This is a genomic window from Sphingomonas plantiphila (assembly GCF_046000505.1).
Taxonomy (GTDB): Bacteria; Pseudomonadota; Alphaproteobacteria; order Sphingomonadales; family Sphingomonadaceae; genus Sphingomonas; species Sphingomonas plantiphila.
Map to the genome: position 1 here is coordinate 2,105,669 of NZ_JBELQC010000001.1, position 21,782 is coordinate 2,127,450.

Below are 21,782 nucleotides of genomic sequence, written 5' to 3' on the forward strand. Positions count from 1 at the left end.
GTTTGCGTCCGAACCACGACGTGAAATTTCTGCGTCCCCCTCACCCCGCCGCCTTGGCCAGCCCCCGCGAAATCTGCAGCGCCGCGTTCAGCCGTGCCCTTGGCGTCGCGAACGCGCGCGCCACCACCAGCTTCATGTCCGGGCGCAGCTTGGCGGTGCCGTCCAGGCGCTCGACATAGGCGAGCAGCCCCTCGACGCTGGGGAACTTGTCTTCGTGGAAGGTGACCAGCGCGCCCTTTGGCCCGACGTCGATCTTGGCGATGCACGCCTTTTTGGCGTTCAGCTTGGCCTCGATCAGCAGCAGGAGGTTTTCGGTCTCCTCGGGCAGCTTGCCGAAGCGGTCGATCATCTCGGCGGCGAATTCCTCGATCCCCGCGCGGTCCTCGACATCGTTGAGGCGGCGGTAGAGGCCCATGCGCAGGTCGAGGTCGGGGACGAAGGTTTCGGGGATGAGGATCGGGGCGTCGACGGTGATCTGGGGCGAGAGGTCGCGCGGGCGGTCGCTGGCGATGCCGCCGGCCTTGGCGTCCATGATCGCCTCTTCCAGCATCGACTGGTAGAGTTCGTAGCCGACTTCCTTGATATGCCCCGACTGTTCGTCGCCGAGCAGGTTGCCCGCGCCGCGAATGTCGAGATCGTGGCTGGCGAGCTGGAAGCCCGCGCCCAGTGATTCGAGGTCGGAGAGGACCTTGAGCCGCTTTTCCGCCGCTTCGGTCATCAGCCGCTGGGGGGCGGTGGTCATATAGGCGTAGGCGCGGGTCTTGGCGCGGCCGACGCGTCCGCGCAGCTGGTAGAGCTGGGCGAGGCCGAAGCGGTCGGCGCGGTTGACGATCATCGTGTTGGCGCTGGGGATGTCGATCCCGGATTCGATGATCGAGGTGGAGACGAGCACCTCGTACTTCTTGTCGTAGAAGGCGGACATGCGCTCCTCGACCTCGCTCGGCGCCATCTGGCCGTGGGCGACGACGTAGCGGATCTCGGGCACCTCCTCGCGCAGATAATGCTCGATATCGGGCAGGTCGGCGATGCGCGGGGTGACGATGAAGCTCTGCCCGCCGCGATAATGTTCGCGCAGCAGGGCTTCGCGCAGGACGACGGGGTCCCAGGGCATGACATAGGTGCGCACGGCGAGGCGATCGACCGGCGGGGTCTGGATCACCGACAGCTCGCGCAGGCCCGACATCGCCATCTGCAGCGTGCGCGGGATGGGGGTTGCGGTGAGGGTGAGGACGTGGACGTCGGCCTTGAGGCCCTTGAGCCGTTCCTTGTGGGTGACGCCGAAGCGCTGTTCCTCGTCCACCACGACGAGGCCGAGGCGCTTGAAGTCGAGGCCCTTGGCGAGGACGGCGTGGGTGCCGACGACGATGTCGAGCGTGCCGGCGGCGAGGCCCTCCTTGGTCGCTTTCGCCTCCGCGGCGGGGACGAGGCGGGAGAGGCGGCCGATGCGCAGCGGGAAGCCTTCGAAGCGGGCGACGAAGTTGGTGTAGTGCTGGCGCGCGAGGAGCGTGGTGGGGCAGACGACCGCGACCTGATAGCCGGCCATCGCCGCGACGAAGGCGGCGCGCAACGCGACCTCGGTCTTCCCGAAACCGACATCGCCGACGACGAGCCGGTCCATCGGGCGGCCGGCGCCGAGATCGTCGAGCGTTTCGGCGATGGCGCGTTCCTGATCGTCGGTCTCGCTGAACGGGAAGCGGTCGACGAATGCGGGGTAGGCGCCGGGATCGGGCTCGATCACCTCGCCCGGGCGGACGGCGCGCGCGGCGGCGGTGGCGATGAGTTCACCCGCGATCTCGCGGATGCGCTCCTTCATCTTGGACTTGCGGCGCTGCCACGCTTCGCCGCCGAGCCTGTCGAGGGTCGCGCCCTCTTCGGACGAGCCGTAGCGGGTGAGGACTTCGAGGTTTTCGACCGGAACGTAGAGCTTGTCGCCGCCGGCATAGGTGAGCGCGACGCAGTCGTGCGGCGCCTTCTGCACGGGGATCTGCGTGAGCCCTTCGTAGCGGCCGATGCCGTGCTCGACATGGACGACGAGGTCGCCGGGGGAGAGGGTGGCGAGTTCGGCGAGGAAGGCGTCGGTCGACTTCTTGCGCTTGTTGCGGCGGACGAGGCGGTCGCCGAGCATGTCCTGCTCGGTCAGCAGCGCGATGTCGGGCGCGGTGAAGCCGTGGTCGAGGGGGAGGACGATGAGGGCGACGTTGGCGGAGTCGCGGCCGCCCGCCGCGGCGCCGAGCGCTTCCTGCCAGCCATCGGCGAGAACGGTGCTGGTCAGGCCGTGATCGGCGAGCAGGCCCTTGAGCCGCTCGCGCGAGCCGGTGGAGTAGCTGGCGAGGATCGGTTTCTTGCCGCCCTTGCGCAGCTTGCCGAGGTGATCGGTGACGGCGTCGTAGATGTTCGACTGGGCGGCGCGCTCGGGGGCGAAATCGCGCGGGCCGTCGACGTTGAAGTCGAGGACGGTGGGGCTTTCGGGCTCGTGGAACGGGGTGGCGAGATGGGCGCGGGCGGCCTTGAGGCGCGTCTCCCACTCGGCGGGGAGGAGGTAGAGCTGGTCGGTGCCGAGCGGGCGGTAGCTGCCGGCGTCGGTGGACTGGGCGCGGACGCGGTTGGCCTGATAGTCGGCGATCGCCTCGAACCGCGCTTCGGCGGCGCCGGCGTCCCCGGCGTCGCGGATGACGACGGCGTCGGCGGGGAGGTGGTCGAACAGCGTTTCCATCCGCTCTTCGAACAGCGGGAGCCAATGCTCCATGCCGGCGAGGCGGCGGCCGTCGCTGATCGCCTGATACAGCGGGTCGCCGGTGGCGGTGGCGCCGAACTTCTCGCGATAGCGGGCGCGGAAGCGCTTGATCGTGTCCTCGTCGAGCAGCGCTTCGCTGGCGGGGAGGAGGGTGAAGCCGTCGATGCGGCCGGTGGTGCGCTGGTCGGTCGGGTCGAAGGTGCGGACGCTTTCGATCTCGTCGCCGAAGAAGTCGAGGCGCAGCGCCTGTTCGGCGCCCGAGGGGTAGAGGTCGACGAGGCCACCGCGCACCGCGAACTCGCCCGAATCATGGACGGTGTCGGTGCGGACATAGCCATTGGCGAAGAGCAAGGCGGAGAGCTTGTCGAGCGAGATGCGCTCGCCGGGCGCGAGGCGCGCGGTCATCTGGCGGATGCGGAAGGGGGTCAGCGTGCGCTGGCTGGCGGCGTTGACGGTGGTGAGGATCAGGCGCGGGCGCTTCGGCGCGGTCTGCAGCGCGGCGAGCGCTGCCATGCGCTCGGCCATGACGCGCAGGGTGGGGCTGGCGCGGTCATAGGGCAGGCAGTCCCAGGCGGGGAACTGAACGATCTCGAGCTCGGGCGCGAAGAAGGTGGCGGTGGAGGCGACGGCGCGCATCGCGGCTTCGTCGGGGGCGATGTACACCGCACCGCTGGTCGAAGCGCGCGCGAGATCGGCGAGCAGCCAGGGGAGGAAGCCCGTGGGGACGCCGGAGAGGGTCAGCGGCGACTTGGCGGAGAGGATGCGGTTGAGGTCGGGCATCGGATCTTTCTAGCCCTCCCCCTTGAGGGGAGAGGGTTGGGAGAGGGGCGTTTGGAGAGTTCGTCGCACTGCCCCTCTCCCCGACCCTCTCCCCTGAAGGGGAGAGGGAGTTAGTCGGCGATCGGCACGTAGTTCAGCGTCTTGAGCGCGGCCATGATCGTGCCCTGATATTCGGGCGGAACGGGCTGCGCGCCCATCGCCCAGGCCATGATGTCGACATCCTGTTCCTCCAGCAGCGCTTCGAACAGTTCGATCTCGGCATCGTTCCAGCCGGCATGGTGCGCGTCGAAGAATCCGCCGATCATCAGGTCGGCTTCCTTGACGCCGCGGTGCCAGGCGCGGAAGCGAAGGCGTTTGATGCGGGTTTCGCGGTCCATTTTTCTCAACGCAAATTGGCCGACGGCGCTGGAATGCGCTGTCGGCTGGGGTCACTGGGCAAATAAGCAGGGCTGGCCAAAAAAGCCAGTTCCCCTGCGAACGCAGGGGGCCAGGGTCGCAAGCGATGCGCCCGATAACCTGGGCCCCTGCTTTCGCAGGGGAGCAAGATCGCCTAATCCAGTTTCCGATGCGGCCCGAAATCCTCAATCCATTGTTCGCCGAAGTGACCGCGCTCAAGGGCGTGGGGCCGCAGCTGGCCAAGCCGCTCGAGCGGCTGGGGCTGGCGCGGGTGGTCGACGTCGCGTTTCACCTGCCCAGCGGATATATCGACCGCCTGCCGCGCGAGGAGCTGGATCAGGCCGATGTCGGGCGGACGATCGCGATCCGGCTGACGCCGGTGAACTATCGCATGAGCGGGAGCGCGCGGGCGCCGGCGCGGGTCGAGGCGACCGATGCGCGCGGCAATTACGTGACGCTGGTGTTCTTCGGCGGGAATAGCGGCTGGGCGAAGAAGCAGCTGCCGCTGAACGAGGCCAAATGGGTGTCGGGCAAGCTCGACCAGTACGGTCAGGAGCTGCAGATCGTGCATCCCGAGGTGGTCGCGCTGAGAGAGCCGCGGCCGGGCGGGCGCGAGGCGGTGTATCCGCTTTCGGAGGGGATGACGTCGAAGCGGCTCGCCGATTTCGCCGCACAGGCGGTCGAGCGCGCGCCGGAGCTGCCCGAATGGATCGAGCCGAGCCTGAAGGATCGCAAGGGCTGGCCCGAGTGGCGTGAGGCGCTGGCGCGGATCCATGCCGACCCGGCGGACGCCAAGGCGCGCGACCGGCTGGCCTATGACGAGGTATTCGCCAACCAGCTGGCGCTGATGCTGGTGCGCGGCGCGGCGCGGGCGAAGAAGGGGCGGGCGTTGCAGGGCGACGGGCGGCTGCGCGATGCGCTGCAGCTGCCCTATGCGCCGACCGGGGCGCAGGCGCGCACGATCCGGGAGATCGAGGGCGACATGGCGCAGAGCCGCCCGATGCTGAGGCTGCTGCAGGGCGATGTCGGCGCGGGCAAGACGCTGGTCGCGGCGATGGCGCTGCTGATTGCGGTCGAGGCGGGGGCGCAGGGGGCGATGCTGGCGCCGACCGAGATCCTCGCGCGGCAACATTATGAGACGCTGCGCAAGCTGTTCGCGGGGCTGGGCGTCGAGGTCGCGATCCTCACCGGGCGCGACAAGGGGCGGGTGCGCGAGGCGACACTGATGGGGGTTGCGGACGGGTCGATCGACATCCTGATCGGCACGCATGCGATCTTTCAGCAGGGAGTCGACTATCGCGACCTTGGCCTTGTCGTGGTGGACGAGCAGCATCGCTTTGGCGTGGCCGAGCGGATGATGCTGCAGGCCAAGGCGAAGACCGCGCCGCACCTGCTGGTGATGACCGCGACGCCGATCCCGCGCACGCTGCAGCTGGCGACGCATGGCGAGATGGACGTCAGCAAGCTCGACGAGATGCCGCCGGGGCGGATGCCGATCGAGACGAGCGTGATCAGCGAGGAGCGGATCGAGGAGGTCGTCAACGGCCTCGCGCGGCATCTGTCGGGTGGGGGGCAGGCCTATTGGGTATGCCCGTTGGTCGAGGAGAGTGAGAAGACCGACCTCGCCGCCGCAGAAGCGCGGGCCGAGGCACTGCGCGCGCGGTTCGGCGAGCGGGTAGGGCTGGTGCACGGGCGGATGAAGGGGCCGGAGAAGGACGCGGTGATGGCGCGCTTTTCGGCGGGCGAGATCGGCGTGCTGGTCGCGACGACGGTGATCGAGGTCGGGGTCGACGTCCCCAATGCGACGCTGATCGTGATCGAGGCGGCGGACCGGTTTGGCCTCGCCCAGCTTCACCAGCTGCGCGGGCGGGTCGGGCGCGGCGGGGGGCGGTCGGTGTGTGTGCTGCTGCGCGGGGGGACGTTGAGCGAAACGTCGCGCGCGCGGCTGGCGCTGATGCGCGAGACCAATGACGGGTTTCGCATTGCCGAGGAGGATCTGCGGCTGCGTGGTGCTGGCGAGATGCTGGGGACGCGGCAATCGGGCGAGCAGACGTTCCGGCTGGCCCCGCCGGAGAAGTTCGCCGAGCTGATCGCGGCGGCGACCGACGATGCGCGGCTGCTGGTCGATCGCGATGGCGGGCTGGACGGCGCGCGCGGGCAGGCGGCGCGGGTGGCGTTGTATTTGTTCGAGCGGGATGCTGCGGTGGGGTTGTTGCGGGCGGGGTAGATCGGCTGCGATCAAAGCCGACATTAGTTCCGAAATAGCTGGTATATAAACCCCTTGCTACCCTTGCGGTCTGGGTGCCCCGCCAAGTGCGGGGCTATATATTTTCTGAGCAAATCGGCACACAGAAACTGAGATGTGAGCAGACTCTCAACCCAAGGAAGGCGTTCGATCATTGGGTAGATCATCGAGCCTTCCGCGAAATATGCAGCGTCGAGCAGCTTCTGGCGCGCTGTCTCGAAGGGAAGCTGACGTAGTTCTTCGATCCCGTCGATCATCAAACGTATTTCGGAAATCTCTTCTGGAGATTTCGCATAATCGATCCTGAACGCATCAGCTTCAGCGTACCAGTTCAGCCTATTCAGCTCCGCCTTGCTGATTTTCCCTGCAATCCAAGCTTCGGCGCCTCGCAAGCCATCTCTCAAACCGTCTTGCGGGATAAGATTCTGATGTTTCCAGCAGCAAGCAATGAGGAAGCGATGTAACTGCGGCACCTGCTTACGTAGAAAACGCGGTTGTTCGGCGTGCAGCGCCGCGAGCATTTCCGGCGCGTTGTTAGACGATTCCCATTCCTCGAAGGTCATCAGCGCACGATAGCGGGGCTGTCGCAATCCCGCATCTACAAGATTGGCCACTGAAAAATGGGTGCTCAGCCCGCCTTCAGCATCTGCGCGAGGAGCTCGTAATAGCTCGCCAGATCGACCGCGTGGTCGAAGCTTACCCCGATGCGGCCGCCGAGCGCCCAGCGGATTTCGGCGGGAACCGCGCCGGCGACGGGGAGCATGACCCGCAACCGGTCGCCCTCGGCGAAGGGGTGCTCGCAGCGGGCCATCAGGCCGTGAGGGGAGATGTTGACGATCAGCAGCGTTTGCGGCTGGGCATCGGGGCCGAAGGCGCGGGCGCGGTAGTGGACTTCGTCGCGGTCGCTGGTCCGACGGTCGGTGTCGACCGCAGTGGCGCGCACGATGGACGAGAACTGGTAACTCACACTGGACCCCAGGATTCGTGGCTCGATACCAATGTGGGTAGGCTGGCGAGCGTAAACACCTCCGCAACCAGATTGGTTACCAGTAGTTACTTACGTAGTTCTACGTGGGCGATTATTCCGCGCGGAGCAGTCCGTGATGCTTCTTGCCCGCCGAGACGCGCACCTCCGCCGCACGGACGGTGAGCGTCGCGGCTTCGTCGCTGACCTTTTCGCCATCGATGCGCGCGCCGCCGCCCTTGATCAGGCGGCGGGCTTCGCCCTTCGACGCGGCAAAGCCGAGACCGACGAGCGCGTCGACGACGCTGATCTCGCCGCTGACCGACAGGGTCGGGAGGGCGTCGCCCGAGGCGCCTTCCTCGAAGGTCTTGCGCGCGGTTTCCTCGGCCGCCAGCGCGGCGTCGCGGCCGCGGCACATGGCGGTGGCTTCGGTGGCGAGGATCTTTTTCGCCTCGTTGATCTCGGCGCCCTGCAGCGCTTCGAGCCGGGCGATTTCGGCCAGGGGCAGATCGGTGAACAGGCGCAGGAAGCGGCCGACATCGCGGTCGTCGGTGTTGCGCCAGAACTGCCAGTAATCGAAAGCGGGGAGCGCGTCTTCGTTGAGCCACACCGCGCCCGACATGGTCTTGCCCATCTTGCCGCCGTCCGCCGTGGTGATCAGCGGGGTGGTGACGCCATAGACTTCGGTGCCGTCGACGCGGCGCGAGAGTTCGATGCCGTTGACGATGTTGCCCCACTGGTCCGACCCGCCCATCTGCAGGCGGCAGCCGGCGCGGCGCGACAGCTCGAGGAAGTCGTAGCCCTGGAGGATCATGTAGTTGAATTCGAGGAACGACAGCGACTGTTCGCGGTCGAGGCGCAGCTTGACCGAGTCGAAGCTCAGCATGCGGTTGATCGAGAAATGCTTCCCGATGTCGCGCAGGAACGGGATGTACTCGAGCTTGTCGAGCCAGTCGGCATTGTCGACCATCACCGCGTCGGTGGGGCCGTCGCCAAAGGTCAGGAACTTCTCGAACACCGTCTTGATCGACGCGACATTGGCCGCGATGACCTCGTCGGTCATCAGCTTGCGGGCTTCGTCCTTGAAGCTCGGGTCGCCGATCTTGCCGGTGCCGCCGCCCATCAGCACGATCGGCTTGTGCCCGGTCTGTTGCATGCGGCGAAGCAGCATGATCTGGACCAAGCTGCCGACATGCAGCGAGGGCGCGGTGGGATCGAAGCCGATATAGCCGGGCACGATCTGCTTGGCGGCCAGCGCGTCGAGTGCGGTGGCGTCGGTGACCTGGTGGATGTAGCCACGGTCGGACAGGGTGCGGAGCAGATCGGATGCGTATTCGGTCATGGTGCGCGGGCGAATAGCCGAGGTGGGGCGGCGAGTCATCTGTTCGCTGGGATGGCTCGTTGACGGGGCGACTGGGTTGGGACAGGCTCAGGGCGAACGGGGCTGGGAGTGGGGATGGTTCAGCATAGGGTGCAACTGATCTGCCACCCGGATACCCCGGCCACTGCCGTCGAGCGGGTCTCCGTTCACCTATCGACGACCCCAATCCCGGGCGAGCTCTGGTGCGAGTTCCATGTCGCGTCGAATTCTCTGTTGCTGCCGCCTGCGGCCAGCCCCGAGCGGACCGACGGGCTGTGGAAAACGACTTGCTTCGAGCTGTTTGCCAGGCCGGCCGGTGGCGACGCCTATTTCGAATTCAATTTCTCACCGTCCTTTCGCTGGGCGGCATATTCGTTCGATGGATATCGATCGGGGATGCAGGATTTCCCCGCGGAGGATCCAGATATCTGGGTGACGCCGGGACCTCCGCATTTCTTTCTGGCCGTTGAGGCAATGCCGCGGTTGCCTAGCGTCAGCACCGCGATCGCACTCTCCGCCGTGATCGAGGAGACCGACGGTACCAAATCCTATTGGGCGCTGGCGCATCCGTCCGACAAGCCGGATTTTCACCATCCGGACGGGTTCGTACTGGAACTGCCGGCACCGTAATCGCGCTGACACTAGATCGTTGCAAAGATAAACCATCTGTGCGCCGCCCGAATAGTTTCGTCGCATAACTGTTATTGACAAGAACAATTGCGGATGTGAGTAGTATCGCACCGCAGATCGCCAAGAATCGCGGGTGACAGGGGAGTGTGACGATGGGCCGAGAACAGTTTCGCGCGCGTGGCCGCGCCGCATCCAGCATCACTGCAATTGCAGCATTTCTGAGCTTTACCGCGGCCGCCCCGGCGCTTGCGCAGGACGTGGCGGAGGAGGCCGCACCGGCAGCCGCCGACGAGATCGTCGTCACCGCGCGCCGCCGCGAGGAAAGCCTTCAGGATACGCCGGTCGCCATTTCCGCATTCAGTGCGGAGATGCTGCAGGACCGCCAGATCACGCAGACGCAGGACCTCGAGCGGATCACGCCGAGCCTGCAGTTCAAGCCTGCCGGGCAGCTGTCGGGCAACAGCGCGTCGTCGGTGGTGTTCATCCGCGGCGTGGGACAGGTCGACCCGACCGCGGCGGTCGATCCGGGCGTCGGCGTCTATCTCGACGAAGTGTATCTCGGCCGCGCCGTCGGCGGGGCGATCGATTTCGGCGATATCGCCGGGGTCGAAGTGCTGCGCGGGCCGCAGGGGACATTGTTCGGCCGCAACACCATCGGCGGCGCGATCCTGGTGCGAACGCAACGGCCGATCCTGGGCGAGTTCAGCGGCCGTGCGCGCGTGCGCGGCGGCAGCGACAATCTGATCGAAGGCTTTGGCGTGGTGAACGTGCCGCTGGGCCGGACGGTCGCGGCGCGCGTGTCGGCCGGGGTGCGCAAGCGCGACGGCTATGTCATCCGCGCGTTCGATGGGCTCGATCTGGGTAACGAGAACCGTTACTCGCTCGCCGCGTCGATGCTGTGGGAGCCGTCGTCGGACTTCGACCTGTATCTGCGCGCCGACTACAGCAAGCAGGACGAGAATGGCGCGCCGTTCACCTTTGCCGGGGTGAACGAACAGGCGCCGGTCGCGGCGATCGCCAGTGTCGCGGCGGGCTGCCCGGGCGCGACGATCCCGTTCGCGCCGCTGACGCCGGGCGACCCGCGCTTCGGCGCGCCCAACGTGCCGATGATCAACGACGCGCGCTGCGCCAACGACTTCCAGAACCGCGGGCCGTTCGTGAATGGCGGCACCGCGCCGGTGCAGAGCACGTCGGAAGTGTGGGGCGTCGGCGCCACTGCCAATATCCGGCTGACCGATGTCGCGTCGGTGAAGCTCATCTCATCCTATCGCGAGACCGAATCGCGCGGCATTCGCGACGGCGACAACACGCCGCTGCTGCTGATCACCACCGATGTCGGTGCGCAATCGGCGCAGTTCAGCCAGGAGGTCCAGCTCCAGCTCGACTTCGGGTCGGTCAACGCGATCGTGGGCGGATATTATTTCAACGAGGTCACCGACGAGCGCGCGACCGTTCCGCTCGCCTTCCCGCCCTCGCCGCCGGTGATCGGATCGCTGCTGGCGGGCGGGCCGGGGTCGCGCGACCTTCAGCTCTCGCGCCTCAAGACCGATTCGGTTGCGGCGTTCGGCGAGGTGACGTGGAACGTGACCGACGCGCTCGAGGTCAGCGGCGGCCTGCGCTATACCAGCGACCGCAAGACCTATCGCGGGACGGTGCTCAACCTGTTCCCGGCGACCCAGCCCGACCCCGATCCGCTGCCCACGCTGGCGACCTCGCAGGGCGGGCCGCTCTTCATCTTCAACCGTCCGTTCAAGCAGGACTTCTCGGCGCTGACCGGTTCGGCGAGCATCCAGTATCGCTGGAGCGACGCGATCAGTACCTATGCGTCCTACGCCAAGAGCTTCAAGTCGGGCGGGTACAACACGCGGTACAACGCGGCGCCCGCGGGCAATCTGCCGGTGCCGTTCGACGAGGAAAGCGTCACCAGCTACGAGATCGGCGCGAAGACCAATATCGGGCGGCTGCGGCTGAACTTCGCCGCGTTCCAGGCCGAATATCAGGATATCCAGCTGATCTTCCGCCAGGGCGTCGTGCCGCTGCTGTTCAATGCCGGCGAGGCGCGCATCCGCGGGCTCGAGGGCGAGGCGAGCTATCGTGCGCCCTGGGGCCTGATCCTCGACGCAGGGTTCAGCGTCCTCGACGACAAGATCAAGAGCATCACGCCCGTGCCGGGTGCGACCGCGACGGTGACGCCGAACGACGATCTGCCGTTCACGCCCGACCTGCAGGCGAATTTCGGCATCGGCTACAAGATCGACCTGGGCGGCGGCACCACGCTGACGCCGCGGGTCGATGGCAGCTACACGTCGAAGATCACCTTCATCACCGGGAGCATTCCGCTGATCGAGGAGGACGGCTATTTCCTCGGCAACGCGTCGCTGACGCTCAAGCTCGACAACGGGATCGAGGTGAGCGGCGGGGTGAACAACGTGTTCGACGAACGCTACCTGATCCAGGGCAACGCCAGCCTGGCGACGCTGGGCTATGCCGAGCGGATCTATGCCCGCCCGCGCAGCTGGTACGTGCAGGTGGCTGCGTCGTTCTGATCGGTTGAAGCGGGGAGGCGGTCCGGGCAACCGGGGCGCCTCCCTGTTCCGTCCGCGTTCAGCGGGCCGTCGCGGCGGCTATGGCGGCGGGGACGACGATCGCATCCTCCACCAGGCCGGTCGTGGCCAGGCTGTGGCGCTCCATCGCGGCCTTGCGCAGGCGCCAGCTGACATAGGAAGCGGCTGCGGCAGTCGTGCCGGCGATAGCCGCTGCGGCCCAGCGTCGGCGCCGGGGGGCCAGCATGGCGCCTGCGAACGCCGCGTTGAGCGTGCGCACCACCACCGCCGGGGTGACGATGCGGTCGCCCGTCGTATCCTGTTTGTCGGCGACCAGTTCGAGCAGCGCGAGCGCACCCGATCCGGCCGCGACCATCGGATGCCCCAGCAGCGCGGGAGCAGCGCTGTCGCGCGGCAACCGCCCCGCGCGCGCGGCATTGGCGACAGCGGCCAGCGGGGTCATCGCGCGCGAACCGGCGGCGAGACCGAGCAGGATCGATCTGAGCATCTTTTGTCCTTCCTTTGCCCGTCCAACGGATGAAGCGTGGGACGGGTCCGCCGCATCGCGACAAAGCCGATTGCTTTGCGCGCCAAGTCCCGGCACCCAGCACGCATGGAATTCGGTATCGACCGGCTGCTTGCCGACCCCGCGCTTCTCGGACACCTCAAGGGCCGCCGGGTCGCGCTGCTCGCGCATCCGGCGTCGGTGACGGCGGACCTGACCCACAGCCTCGACGCGCTGGTCGCGGCAGGGCTGAACGTGTCGGCGGTGTTCGGGCCGCAGCATGGCGTGCGCGGCGACCTGCAGGACAATATGATGGAGTCGCCGGACTATACCGACCCGACCTACGGGATGCCGGTGTTCAGCCTGTATGGCGAAGTGCGGCGGCCGACCGGGCAGTCGATGCACACGTTCGACGTGGTGCTGATCGACCTGCAGGACTTGGGCTGCCGCATCTACACCTATGTCACGACATTGCTGTACATGCTCGAGGCGGCGGCGGCGCATGGCAAGGAAGTGTGGGTGCTCGATCGCCCCAACCCGGCGGGGCGCCCGGTCGAGGGACTGACGCTGCTGCCCGGGTGGGAGAGCTTCGTCGGCGCCGGGCCGATGCCGATGCGCCACGGCATGACGCTGGGCGAGATGGGCGCGTGGTTCATCGATCACTTCGGGCTCGACGTCGAGTATCGCGTGATCGCGATGCAGGGGTGGGAGCCGGATGCCGCACCGGGCTTTGGCTGGCCGCCCGAGCGGGTGTGGATCAACCCCAGCCCGAATGCGGCAAACGTCAACATGGCGCGCGCCTATGCCGGGACGGTGATGCTGGAGGGCACCACGCTGTCCGAAGGGCGCGGAACGACGCGGGCGCTCGAGCTGTTCGGCGCGCCGGACATCGACGGCAAGGCGGTGATCGCCGAGATGCGGCGGATCGCGCCGGAGTGGACCGCGGGCTGCACGCTGCGCGACTTCTGGTTCCAGCCGACCTTCCACAAGCATGTCGGCGCGCTGTGCAACGGCGTGTTCATCCATGCCGAGGGGGCGGGGTACGACCATGATGCGTTCCACCCGTGGCGCCTGCAGGCGCTGGGGTTCCGCGCGATCCGGTCGCTGTACCCCGACTACGCGCTGTGGAGGGACTTCCCGTATGAATATGAGTTCGAGAAGCTGGCGATCGACGTGATCAATGGCGGGCCGGGTCTGCGCGAATGGGTCGATGATTCCGCGGCGGCGCCGGGCGATCTGGATGCGGCTGCCGGGGCGGACGAGACGGCGTGGGTCGAGGCGCGCGCGCGGTTTCTTCTCTACTAAAAGCACGTCACCCCCGCCTTGTGCCGGGGTCCACCTGGCCTCGTGCCCGATGCTTCAGCCTCTTGCTTCGCGCCTGCCGCCCGGTGGACCCCGGCACAGGGCCGGGGTGACGAGGGGATTTGGGCGCACGGCGGCACTTCCCCCGCCGAATCAATTCGCCTAACCGGATCGTCATGCTGGCGGGGCTGATCTTTGCGACCGAGGATGCGGGGGACCGGGCGGGGACGCTTGCGGCGACGCTTCCGTTCGGGGGCATGACGCTGCTCGAATATCAGGCGCGGCTGCTGATCGGGGCGGGGGCGGGGCATATCCTGGTCGCCGTCACGCGCGTGACCCCGGCTTTGCTCGGCGCGGTCAATCGGGCGGCAAAGCGCGGCGTGCCGGTCGATATCGTGCGGTCGGCGGCGGAGGCGGCGGCGCGGGCGCATCCGCTGGCGCAGGTCGTGGTGATCGCCGATGGGCTGGTCACCACCGACGATGTGATCGACAAGATGGCGCATGAGGGCAAGGACGCGATCCTGGTGACGCAGGAGCCCGCGGCGTCGCTCGAGCGGATCGACGCACGCAATTGCTGGGCGGGGGTCGCGTGCACGCCGTCGCAGCGAATCAAGGACATCTCCGCCTTTCCGCCGGACTATGATTTTCAGTCGACGCTGTTGCGCGCGATCGTGCAGGCGGGGGCGCAGCAGGTGGCGTTGTCGGCGGGAGCGTTGCGCGCGGGGCATGGCGTCGAGCGCGAGGGCGCGGCGCTCGCCAGCCGCAGCAATGCGGTGCTGGCGGCGCTGACCGAGCGGCGGACGAGCTGGGCCGACCGCTGGGTGTTCACGCGAATCGCGCGCTGGGTGCTGCCCAAGGTGGTCGAGAAGGGCGTGCCGGGCTGGGCGCTGATGATCGGCGGCGCGCTGACCGGGGCGGGCGCGACCGCGCTGATCGCGTTCGGCTTTGCCTGGGGCGCGGCGGTCGCGATCCCCGGGGTGGCGGCGCTGGCGACCGGGGCGGCGCTGTCGGCGCTGCGCGGCGAGGAGAAGCGGGCGCTGACCCAGGAAGCGCTGATCGGCCTGATCGTCGGCGCGGTGGTGGGCGCGCTCGGCCTGATGGAAATGCGCATCGACAAGACGCTGGACGGCGCGATCCTGGCGCTGGTGACGATTGCCGCGACCGCCATCGCCGAGCGGACGCAGGCAGTGATCCGTCGCTGGTGGGGCAGTCCGGCGGCGTATCTGCTGATTGCGACGCCCTTTGCGATCGCCGACCGGGCGAGCTGGGGACTGGCGGCGATTGCGATCTACGCATTCGTCACGCTCGCCGCAGCGGTTGAGGCGCGGCGGGAAAAGCCTTAGTTCGCTCTTAACCGCATTCCGTTATTTCGGAGACCATGTCCGACCCGAATGTCGACATGAGTGACGGCGCCGCCGATCGGGGCGCCCGCACGTTGCTCGCGCATGTCGCGAGCGCGGACGCTGCCGCATATCGCGGGCTGGCGACGGCGATCGACGATTTCTTCCTGCCCGAAGCGGGCCGACTCGACGAGCGGAGCCGCGTCGCGCTGGACCGGCTGATCCGTGCACTCGTCGAGACGATCGAGGGCGAGATTCGCGGCCATGCGGTGCGCCAGCTGGCGACGCAGGGCGCGGGGGGGCTGGCCGATACGCTGGCTGGCGCGGATGGGACGCTGGCGGCGCTGCAGGCCGCAGGGGTGCTGCGCGACCGCGAGCTCATGACCGAGCTGATCGCACAGGTGCGACAGGACCTGCTGGCGAACGCGATGCCGGTGCAGGCGCATGACGATCCCGAGCGTCCGAGCCTGATCAACCGCTTCGTCCAGCATCCCGACCGGGTACTTGCCCAGGGCGCGATGGCGGTGCTGATCGCCGAGAGCCGGCGGCGCAGCCTGCCCGAGGACGGACCGCTAGCGCAGACCGACCTGCCGGCCGAGCTGCACCACAAGCTGGTGTGGTGGGTGGCGGCGGCGTTGCGGCTGCGGGTCGGCGAATCGACCGCAGTCGATGCGGCCGATGCCGCCGTGCTCGACCGCGCGCTGGCCGATGCGGCGCAGCGCAGCCTCGCCGCGCATGACGAGGGCGACCGGCTGGAGGCGGCGGTGATGCGCCTCGCGGTGGCGATCGACGCGCGACCGGACGAACTTGCCGAATTGATGACCGAGGCGCTGGGCGACCGGCGCGTGACGCTGTTCGCGGCGCTGCTCGCGCATGCGCTGGGCGTGGACTATGCGGTCGCGCGCGGGATCGCGTTCGATACCGAGAGCGGCCAGCTCTGGGTGGCGCTGCGCGCGCTGGGGCTGGACCGCGCGGCGATCGCGCGGCTGGGGCTGGCGCTGACCGAAGCCGATCCGCGCCGCGATATCGAGGCATTCGCCGATACGCTCGATACGATCATGGCGGTGGGCGTGGACGACGCGCGCGAGGCGATGGCGCGGCTGCGCCTGCCCGCGGACTATCGCACGGCCCTGATCGCACTGGGGAGCGCCGCATGAACGCGATCGATCCCCATCTGCCGATCGCCATCGGCCGGGTCGGGCGGGACGGGCGGCTGGTCGAAGCCGAGCCACGGCTGGCGGACCTCAACGCGCGCGCGGGTGGCAAGCAGGGCGAACCGCTGGCGATCCCGCAGATCGCGGCGATCGCGCGGCTGACCCAGCGACTGGGCATCGCCATCTCGCGCAATATCGTCGCGGCGGACGGCGAGGACGATATCGACCTGTGGGTCCGCGCCGAGCCCGACGAACTGGGCGTGCGGATCGAAGTGAGCGGATGGCGCCCGCGTGCGGCGTGGCGTGCAGCGGAGGACAGCACGCGCGAGGGCGACTTCCTGCGGGCCGAGGCCGATTGGGTGTGGGAAACCGATTCGGCGATGCGGATCACGCACCTGTCGATCGAGGCGGGCGCGCTGCACGGGTTCGACGCCGGCAAGATGCTGGGCCAGCCGCTGACCCTGCTGTTTGCGCTGGAGGCCGATGACGAGGGCGCGCTGCCGATCCTGACCGCTGCGGCCGAGCAGTCGCGGTTCGAGGGGCAGATCGCCGAACTGCGCGGCACGGGCAAGCGCGTACGCCTGTCGGCCAGCCCGCGCATCGATGCGCAGGGGCGTTTTGCCGGCTTTACCGGTGCCGCCGAGATGGATGAGCCGGAGGCGGAAGCGCCCGCCCAGCCACCCGCGCCGCCCGAGGCGGTGTTCACCACCGAATTCGGCCAGCGGCTCGACCGCGCCTTGCGCCAGCCGCTGACGCGGATCATCGCCAATGCCGACAGTATCAGCGCGCAGGTCGAGGGGCCGTTGCGGACCGATTATGCCGAATATGCCGGCGATATCGCCAATGCCGGGCGGCATCTGCTGTCGCTGGTCGACGATCTGGCGGACTTGAGCGCGATCGAGCGCGACGATTTCGAGGTGGAGTCCGAACCGATCGACCTCGCCGATGTCGCGCGCCGCGCCGCCGGGCTGCTCGCCGTGCGCGCGAGCGAGGCCGATGTGCGGATCGACAAGCCCAAGGCGGACGAATCGATGCCCGCCACCGGCGAGTTCCGCCGCGTGCTGCAGATCATGGTCAATCTGATCGGCAATGCAGTGCGCTATTCGCCCCCCGGTGGATGGGTGTGGGTGCGGATGGAGCGCGAAGGCCCATTTGGCTGCGTGATCGTCGCGGACCAGGGCAAGGGGATTGCAGAGGACGATCAGGCGCGCATCTTCGAGAAGTTCGGCCGCGTCGATCCGACCGAGCCGGGTGGAAGCGGCCTCGGCCTCTATATCGCGCGCCGGCTTGCCCGCGCGATGGGCGGTGATATCACGGTCGACAGCGCGCCTGGACAGGGCGCGCGGTTCGTTCTGACGCTTCCAGCCCGCGAGTAACAGCCATGCCCACCCGCCGTGTGACGCTAGCCGGCCTTGCCGCCGGCCTGACCCTTCCTGCGTTCGCGAAGGAGCCGCCACACGACATCTCGATGGCGCAGGATTTCGACGAGATGTGGGAGACGCTGGCGGCGCGCTACTGCTTCTTCGGCGAGAAGGCGACCGACTGGGCGGCGGTGCGGCGGACTTACCGTCCGATGGCGCTGGCCGCGCCCGACTGGGATGCGTTCGCGGTGGTGATGCGCGGCGCGCTGGGCGAGCTGTACGATCCGCACACCAATATCCGCACCGCGCCGGATGGGACGCCGCGGATGCCGCCGTTCGACCTGATCGTGGCGCGGGATGGGGATGCGCTGCGCGTCACCGCGGTGCGCGCGGACTCAGCTGCGAGCGCGGCCGACATCGCGATCGGGGACCTAGTCACGGGGATCGAGGGACAACCGGTCGCGGAAGCGATCCGCCAGGCGGCACTGCGTTGTCAGGCGCGGCGCGATCCGGAGGCGGATGCCTTCGTCATCAATTCGGTTGTCGCGGGCGGGCGGGCGACCCCGCGTCGGTTGCAGGTCCAGCGCGGGGCGATGGTGCGCGACGTGGCGCTGCCGTTGCGGCAGGGCGGGGAGGTCCCCGATGTCAGCCATCGCCGTCTCGACCACGGCATCGGGCTGATCGCGATCCACAGCTTCTCCGACGATGCCGCGATCGCGGCGTTCGATGCGGGGCTCGCCGCGTTCCGCGAAGCGCCCGCGCTGATCATCGATGTGCGCGACAATGGCGGCGGCGACACGGCGGTGGCGCGCCCGATCATGGGGCGGTTCATCACGCAGACGCGGCCCTACGCACGGATGCGCCGCCGGGCCGGCGCGGGGCTGGGGCCGGCCTGGACCGAAATGGTCGAGCCGCGCGGGCCGTTCACCTATGAGCGCCCCGTCGTCGTGCTGTGCGATCATTGGAGCGCAAGCATGGCCGAGGGCTTTCCCATGGGGATGCGCGGCCTGGGGCGTGCGCACATCGTCGGCACGCGCATGATGCGTCTGGGCGCGGCGGTGTTTCCGCTGCGGCTCGACCGCAGCGGGCTCGAACTGCAATATTCGGCCGAGCCGGTCTATGACGTGCAGGACCGGCCGCGCTGGCTGCTCGAGCCCGATGTGGCGGTACCCGATGGCGCAGACATCCTAGCGGCCGGGATCGCCGAGGCGCAGAGGATGATGGCCGCGGGCTGATCGCTCAGCGCAGCAGCATCCAAAGCGCCATCGCGACCATCATCACATTTTCGGTGAGCGAGACGAAGCCGAGCGGCACGTTGCTGTCGCCGCCCATGCACGCGCATTTGAGCTCGCGCTTCTCGACATAGACCGCCTTGAACACCGACACCGCGCCGACCGTGCCGATAAAGGCGGCAAGCGGGATCGACAGCCAGTGCAGCGCCTGCGCGGTCATCAAGATGCCTGCCAGCCCCTCGGCGAAGGGATAGAGATAGGCATAGGGCACCCAGCGTCGGGCGAGCAGGTCGTAGCCAAGGAACATGGTCGAGAAGCTCTCGACGTCGCGCAGTTTCTGGATCGCGAGCGCGACCATGCTGAACGAGATGAACCATTCGGCCGTGCGAATCGTGAACGGGGTGCCATAGGCGGCATGGCTGGCGGCGAGCGCCATCAGCGCCATCATCCCGAACAGCGCGATGACGGGCGCGTAGCTGGTCTCGCCCTTTTCGCGGACATGCAGGCCGAAATGGCGGCGCAGATCGTCATGGCCGCCGATCCGCTTGCCGTCGATGAAGGTCTGGGGCGTCGTCTTGACGTCGTGCTCGGCCTTGAATGCGTCGGTTTCCGCGCGCGTGCGTAGCCAATGGTCATCGACCGTGAAGCCCTTTCGCTCGAGCAGCGCCTTGGACTTGAGGCCATAGGGACAGATGTGGCCGGGCATGACCATGCGATAAAGGGTGGCGGTGGGGCGGGCGGGCATCGGGTCACTCCTTGGATCGCGAACGTGCCACCCCCAGATAGGGTCCGTACCATAGTACGGAGTCAAGCCATGACCGCGAATGCTTCCGACATGACCATCGGCACGCTGGCCAAGACCGGCGGGGTGGGGGTGGAGACGATCCGCTACTATCAGCGGCGCGGGCTGCTGAGCGAACCGCCGCGGGCCGGCGGTGTGCGGCGCTACGGCGCGGCGGACGTGAAGCGGCTGCGCTTCATCCGCGGTGCGGCAGAGGCGGGATTCACGCTGGCGCAGATCGGCGAGCTGCTGGAGCTCGACGCCGGGGAGGATCGTGCCGCGGCGCAGGCGATCGCGCAGAGCCGCATCGCCGCGATCGATGCGCAGATGGCGGCACTGGCGCAGGCGCGCGCGGCGCTGGAAGGGCTGGCGCGGCGTTGCGCGGCTGGTGAAGGGGAGGGATGTCCGATCCTGGAGGCGTTCTGATCTCAAGAGGAAGCGGAGCGGGCGAAGCCATCGGCAACCTTATGGCTCGCCCGATGGTTGGTCGGGAGAGCACCCTTCAACTGGCCGGGAATTACCTATCGAACTCCATATGTTCATCACCTATCTACTCTCCTCCGTTATCGCGCTGATGCTCGGTGTGTGCGTTTATGCGCTGGTGACCAAGGCGCGCGCGCATGCGGCCAAGCGCCGGAGCGCCGACGCTTCGGGTTGATGCGGCGAGCTACGCTGCGCGCGGTTTGACCGGGATGCGCAGGTAGCGAACGCCGTTGGCCGTTGCCTCAGGCAGTTTTCCGCCGCGCACATTCACCTGGATCGACGGCAGCAGCAGCTTCGGCACCGCCAGCGTCGCATCGCGCGCCTCGCGCATCGCGACGAAATCGTCCTCGCTCACCCCGTCATGGACATGCACGCTTGCGCGGCGCTGTTCGCCGACGGTGGTCTCCCATCGATACTCCTCCCGTCCCGGCGCCTTGTAGTCGTGGCACAGGAACAGCCGGGTCGCGTCGGGCAGCGACAGCAGCTTGCGGATCGAGCGGTACAGCGCGCGCGCGTCGCCACCCGGGAAATCGGCACGCGCGGTGCCATAGTCGGGCATGAACAACGTGTCGCCGACGAACGCCGCGTCGCCGATGCGATACGCGATGTCGGCGGGCGTATGCCCGGGGACGTGCATCACCGTCACCTCCAGATCGCCCAGCATGAAGCGGTCGCCATCGGCAAACAGCCGGTCGAAGTCCGACCCGTCGGTCTTGAGATCGGTGAGGTCGAAGACGGGGCGAAAGATCTTCTGCACGTCGCGGATATGCTCGCCGATGCCGATCCATGCCCCCGTCCGCGCCTTGATCAGCGGCGCGCCGGAAAGGTGGTCGGCATGGGCATGGGTTTCGAGCACCATCGCGATCCGCCAGCCGCGCGCCTCCGCCGTGGCGAGCACGCGATCGACCGAGGCCGAATCGACCTCGCCGCTGGCGGGGTCAAAATCATGGACCGGGTCGATCACCGCCGCCTCGCCCGTGGCGGGGTCGGCGACGAGATAGGTGATGGTGTTGGTCGGTTCGTCGAAGAACGCTTCGATCACGGGTTGCATGGCTTCCTCCATTCGATGCTTGACAATATATAAGCATGATCTAAATTAGCAATACCTAATGTAAGGAAGTGCAGATGCTCAAGGCTCCGATGGACCTCGCGACCTTTGCGAAGAAGGCGGACGGCGTCGCCGCGCTGCTCAAGGCGATGGGCAATGGCCGCCGCCTGATGGTGCTGTGCAAGCTCGTCGAACATGGCGAGATGAACGTCACCGACCTGGCGCGCGACGTCGCGCTGTCGCAGTCGGCGCTGTCGCAGCACCTCGCCAGGATGCGCGACGAGGGGCTCGTCGCCTTCCGTCGCGAGGGGCAGACGATCTGGTACCGTATCGCCGATCCGCGGACCGAGGCGCTGCTCGCCACCCTCTACCAACTCTATTGCAAGGATTGATGCGATGACGATCAGGGCGATTGCGCCTGCCGATGCGCGGCGCGAAGTGGAGGCCGGCGCGGTTCTGGTCGATATCCGTGAGGCGGACGAGCATGCGCGCGAGAAGATTCCGGGTGCGATCAATGTGCCGCTGGCGCGGATCGGTGAGGTGGCGGCGCTGGGGCGTCCGCTGGTCTTCCATTGCCGATCGGGAATGCGGACCCAGGCCAATGCCGAAGCGTTGCGCGCCGCGGCGGGCGACGCGCCCTGCCACCTGCTCGACGGCGGGATCGACGGCTGGCGCAAGGCGGGACTGCCGACAGCGGTCGACACCCGGCAGCCACTAGACCTGATGCGCCAGGTGCAGATCGGCGCGGGAATGCTGACGCTAATCGGCGTCGTCCTCGGCTTTCTGGTCCATCCCGGATTTTTTGGGCTCTCGGCCTTTGTCGGGGCGGGGCTGACGCTGGCGGGGACGACCGGCTGGTGCGGTATGGCGCTGTTGCTGCGGCGGATGCCGTGGAATCGCGCGCTGCAGGCCGGGTGAGACCAG

Annotated in this window: 20 protein-coding genes; 12 read left to right on the plus strand and 8 right to left on the minus strand. The window is 67.9% G+C overall.

Annotated elements, in window-relative coordinates; translation table 11 throughout:
- Nucleotides 1-40: 40 nt before the first annotated feature.
- Both mfd and ABS767_RS09995 read right to left on the minus strand, forming a co-directional pair.
- Complete coding sequence (mfd, locus tag ABS767_RS09990) at nt 41-3,514, minus strand: transcription-repair coupling factor (RefSeq protein ID WP_408078206.1); 3,474 nt, start codon at nt 3,512-3,514, stop codon at nt 41-43.
- Between the two features lie 110 nt (nt 3,515-3,624).
- Entirely contained in the window at nt 3,625-3,891 is a 267-nt protein-coding gene (locus ABS767_RS09995; protein WP_408078207.1) for an FAD assembly factor SdhE, read from the minus strand.
- A 188-nt stretch (nt 3,892-4,079) separates the two neighbouring features.
- On the opposite strand from ABS767_RS09995, the gene recG reads away from it, so the two are divergent.
- Nucleotides 4,080-6,137: an ATP-dependent DNA helicase RecG gene (gene recG / locus ABS767_RS10000; RefSeq protein ID WP_408078208.1), complete on the plus strand. Its 2,058-nt coding sequence runs from the start codon at nt 4,080-4,082 to the stop codon at nt 6,135-6,137.
- Between the two features lie 23 nt (nt 6,138-6,160).
- On the opposite strand, the gene ABS767_RS10005 is transcribed toward recG, so the two are convergent.
- The 3 genes from ABS767_RS10005 to tyrS form a co-directional block, all read right to left on the minus strand.
- Nucleotides 6,161-6,718, minus strand: a complete 558-nt coding sequence (locus ABS767_RS10005; protein ID WP_408078209.1) for a hypothetical protein — start codon at nt 6,716-6,718, stop codon at nt 6,161-6,163.
- A gap of 65 nt (nt 6,719-6,783) precedes the next feature.
- Nucleotides 6,784-7,122 carry a PilZ domain-containing protein gene (locus ABS767_RS10010; protein ID WP_408078210.1) on the minus strand — a complete coding sequence of 113 codons (339 nt, stop codon included), beginning with the start codon at nt 7,120-7,122 and terminating at the stop codon, nt 6,784-6,786.
- Between the two features lie 112 nt (nt 7,123-7,234).
- Nucleotides 7,235-8,461 (minus strand): tyrosine--tRNA ligase, encoded by a 1,227-nt coding sequence (gene tyrS / locus ABS767_RS10015; RefSeq protein WP_408078211.1) that lies wholly within the window; start codon nt 8,459-8,461, stop codon nt 7,235-7,237.
- A gap of 129 nt (nt 8,462-8,590) precedes the next feature.
- Here tyrS and ABS767_RS10020 point away from each other — a divergent pair, with 129 nt between their 5' ends.
- Together ABS767_RS10020 and ABS767_RS10025 are read left to right on the plus strand one after the other, a co-directional pair.
- The gene (locus ABS767_RS10020; RefSeq protein ID WP_408078212.1) at nt 8,591-9,109 is read left to right on the plus strand and encodes a DOMON-like domain-containing protein; all 519 of its coding nucleotides are present in this window, start codon (nt 8,591-8,593) and stop codon (nt 9,107-9,109) included.
- 152 nt (nt 9,110-9,261) lie between these two features.
- On the plus strand, nt 9,262-11,655 hold the full coding sequence (locus ABS767_RS10025; protein ID WP_408078213.1) for a TonB-dependent receptor: 2,394 nt from the start codon (nt 9,262-9,264) through the stop codon (nt 11,653-11,655).
- 58 nt (nt 11,656-11,713) lie between these two features.
- Here the strand turns inward: ABS767_RS10025 and ABS767_RS10030 are convergent, their stop codons facing one another.
- Nucleotides 11,714-12,160 (minus strand): DUF4126 family protein, encoded by a 447-nt coding sequence (locus ABS767_RS10030; RefSeq protein WP_408078214.1) that lies wholly within the window; start codon nt 12,158-12,160, stop codon nt 11,714-11,716.
- Nucleotides 12,161-12,265: 105 nt separating this feature from the next.
- Here ABS767_RS10030 and ABS767_RS10035 point away from each other — a divergent pair, with 105 nt between their 5' ends.
- The 5 genes from ABS767_RS10035 (at nt 12,266) to ABS767_RS10055 (ending at nt 18,549) form a co-directional block, all read left to right on the plus strand.
- Nucleotides 12,266-13,462 carry an exo-beta-N-acetylmuramidase NamZ family protein gene (locus ABS767_RS10035; protein WP_408078215.1) on the plus strand — a complete coding sequence of 399 codons (1,197 nt, stop codon included), beginning with the start codon at nt 12,266-12,268 and terminating at the stop codon, nt 13,460-13,462.
- Between the two features lie 173 nt (nt 13,463-13,635).
- Nucleotides 13,636-14,802, plus strand: coding sequence for a hypothetical protein (locus tag ABS767_RS10040; protein ID WP_408078216.1), 1,167 nt, complete (start codon nt 13,636-13,638; stop codon nt 14,800-14,802).
- Between the two features lie 35 nt (nt 14,803-14,837).
- A complete protein-coding gene (locus ABS767_RS10045) occupies nt 14,838-15,956 on the plus strand; it encodes a DUF2336 domain-containing protein (protein ID WP_408078217.1) in 1,119 nt (372 codons plus the stop codon).
- Entirely contained in the window at nt 15,953-17,329 is a 1,377-nt protein-coding gene (locus ABS767_RS10050; RefSeq protein ID WP_408078218.1) for a sensor histidine kinase, read from the plus strand. Before ABS767_RS10045 ends, ABS767_RS10050 begins: the two co-directional genes overlap by 4 nt.
- A gap of 5 nt (nt 17,330-17,334) precedes the next feature.
- Nucleotides 17,335-18,549 (plus strand): S41 family peptidase, encoded by a 1,215-nt coding sequence (locus ABS767_RS10055; RefSeq protein ID WP_408078219.1) that lies wholly within the window; start codon nt 17,335-17,337, stop codon nt 18,547-18,549.
- Between the two features lie 4 nt (nt 18,550-18,553).
- Here the strand turns inward: ABS767_RS10055 and ABS767_RS10060 are convergent, their stop codons facing one another.
- On the minus strand, nt 18,554-19,291 hold the full coding sequence (locus ABS767_RS10060) for a MauE/DoxX family redox-associated membrane protein (protein WP_408078220.1): 738 nt from the start codon (nt 19,289-19,291) through the stop codon (nt 18,554-18,556).
- A gap of 69 nt (nt 19,292-19,360) precedes the next feature.
- Here ABS767_RS10060 and ABS767_RS10065 point away from each other — a divergent pair, with 69 nt between their 5' ends.
- Complete coding sequence (locus ABS767_RS10065) at nt 19,361-19,753, plus strand: MerR family transcriptional regulator (protein ID WP_408078221.1); 393 nt, start codon at nt 19,361-19,363, stop codon at nt 19,751-19,753.
- Nucleotides 19,754-19,862: 109 nt separating this feature from the next.
- Entirely contained in the window at nt 19,863-19,985 is a 123-nt protein-coding gene (locus tag ABS767_RS10070; protein WP_408078222.1) for a hypothetical protein, read from the plus strand.
- Nucleotides 19,986-19,994: 9 nt separating this feature from the next.
- On the opposite strand, the gene ABS767_RS10075 is transcribed toward ABS767_RS10070, so the two are convergent.
- Nucleotides 19,995-20,861: an MBL fold metallo-hydrolase gene (locus ABS767_RS10075; RefSeq protein ID WP_408078223.1), complete on the minus strand. Its 867-nt coding sequence runs from the start codon at nt 20,859-20,861 to the stop codon at nt 19,995-19,997.
- Nucleotides 20,862-20,935: 74 nt separating this feature from the next.
- Between ABS767_RS10075 and ABS767_RS10080 the strand changes: the two genes are divergently transcribed.
- Both ABS767_RS10080 and ABS767_RS10085 read left to right on the plus strand, forming a co-directional pair.
- Nucleotides 20,936-21,250: an ArsR/SmtB family transcription factor gene (locus tag ABS767_RS10080; protein WP_408078224.1), complete on the plus strand. Its 315-nt coding sequence runs from the start codon at nt 20,936-20,938 to the stop codon at nt 21,248-21,250.
- A 4-nt stretch (nt 21,251-21,254) separates the two neighbouring features.
- Complete coding sequence (locus ABS767_RS10085) at nt 21,255-21,776, plus strand: rhodanese family protein (RefSeq protein ID WP_408078225.1); 522 nt, start codon at nt 21,255-21,257, stop codon at nt 21,774-21,776.
- The last annotated feature ends 6 nt before the right edge of the window (nt 21,777-21,782 follow it).

Excerpts from the sequence above, each read along its gene's own strand:
- ABS767_RS10045 (WP_408078217.1), top strand. The coding sequence starts at position 14,838 with ATGTCCGACCCGAATGTCGACATGAGTGACGGCGCCGCCGATCGGGGC.
- ABS767_RS10035 (WP_408078215.1), top strand. The coding sequence starts at position 12,266 with ATGGAATTCGGTATCGACCGGCTGCTTGCCGACCCCGCGCTTCTCGGA.
- ABS767_RS10065 (WP_408078221.1), top strand. The coding sequence starts at position 19,361 with ATGACCGCGAATGCTTCCGACATGACCATCGGCACGCTGGCCAAGACC.
- ABS767_RS10075 (WP_408078223.1), bottom strand. The coding sequence starts at position 20,861 with ATGCAACCCGTGATCGAAGCGTTCTTCGACGAACCGACCAACACCATC.
- recG (WP_408078208.1), top strand. The coding sequence starts at position 4,080 with ATGCGGCCCGAAATCCTCAATCCATTGTTCGCCGAAGTGACCGCGCTC.
- tyrS (WP_408078211.1), bottom strand. The coding sequence starts at position 8,461 with ATGACCGAATACGCATCCGATCTGCTCCGCACCCTGTCCGACCGTGGC.
- ABS767_RS10050 (WP_408078218.1), top strand. The coding sequence starts at position 15,953 with ATGAACGCGATCGATCCCCATCTGCCGATCGCCATCGGCCGGGTCGGG.
- ABS767_RS10085 (WP_408078225.1), top strand. The coding sequence starts at position 21,255 with ATGACGATCAGGGCGATTGCGCCTGCCGATGCGCGGCGCGAAGTGGAG.
- ABS767_RS10040 (WP_408078216.1), top strand. The coding sequence starts at position 13,636 with ATGCTGGCGGGGCTGATCTTTGCGACCGAGGATGCGGGGGACCGGGCG.
- ABS767_RS10025 (WP_408078213.1), top strand. The coding sequence starts at position 9,262 with ATGGGCCGAGAACAGTTTCGCGCGCGTGGCCGCGCCGCATCCAGCATC.
- ABS767_RS10030 (WP_408078214.1), bottom strand. The coding sequence starts at position 12,160 with ATGCTCAGATCGATCCTGCTCGGTCTCGCCGCCGGTTCGCGCGCGATG.
- mfd (WP_408078206.1), bottom strand. The coding sequence starts at position 3,514 with ATGCCCGACCTCAACCGCATCCTCTCCGCCAAGTCGCCGCTGACCCTC.
- ABS767_RS10055 (WP_408078219.1), top strand. The coding sequence starts at position 17,335 with ATGCCCACCCGCCGTGTGACGCTAGCCGGCCTTGCCGCCGGCCTGACC.
- ABS767_RS10080 (WP_408078224.1), top strand. The coding sequence starts at position 20,936 with ATGCTCAAGGCTCCGATGGACCTCGCGACCTTTGCGAAGAAGGCGGAC.
- ABS767_RS09995 (WP_408078207.1), bottom strand. The coding sequence starts at position 3,891 with ATGGACCGCGAAACCCGCATCAAACGCCTTCGCTTCCGCGCCTGGCAC.
- ABS767_RS10005 (WP_408078209.1), bottom strand. The coding sequence starts at position 6,718 with ATGACCTTCGAGGAATGGGAATCGTCTAACAACGCGCCGGAAATGCTC.
- ABS767_RS10060 (WP_408078220.1), bottom strand. The coding sequence starts at position 19,291 with ATGCCCGCCCGCCCCACCGCCACCCTTTATCGCATGGTCATGCCCGGC.
- ABS767_RS10070 (WP_408078222.1), top strand. The coding sequence starts at position 19,863 with ATGTTCATCACCTATCTACTCTCCTCCGTTATCGCGCTGATGCTCGGT.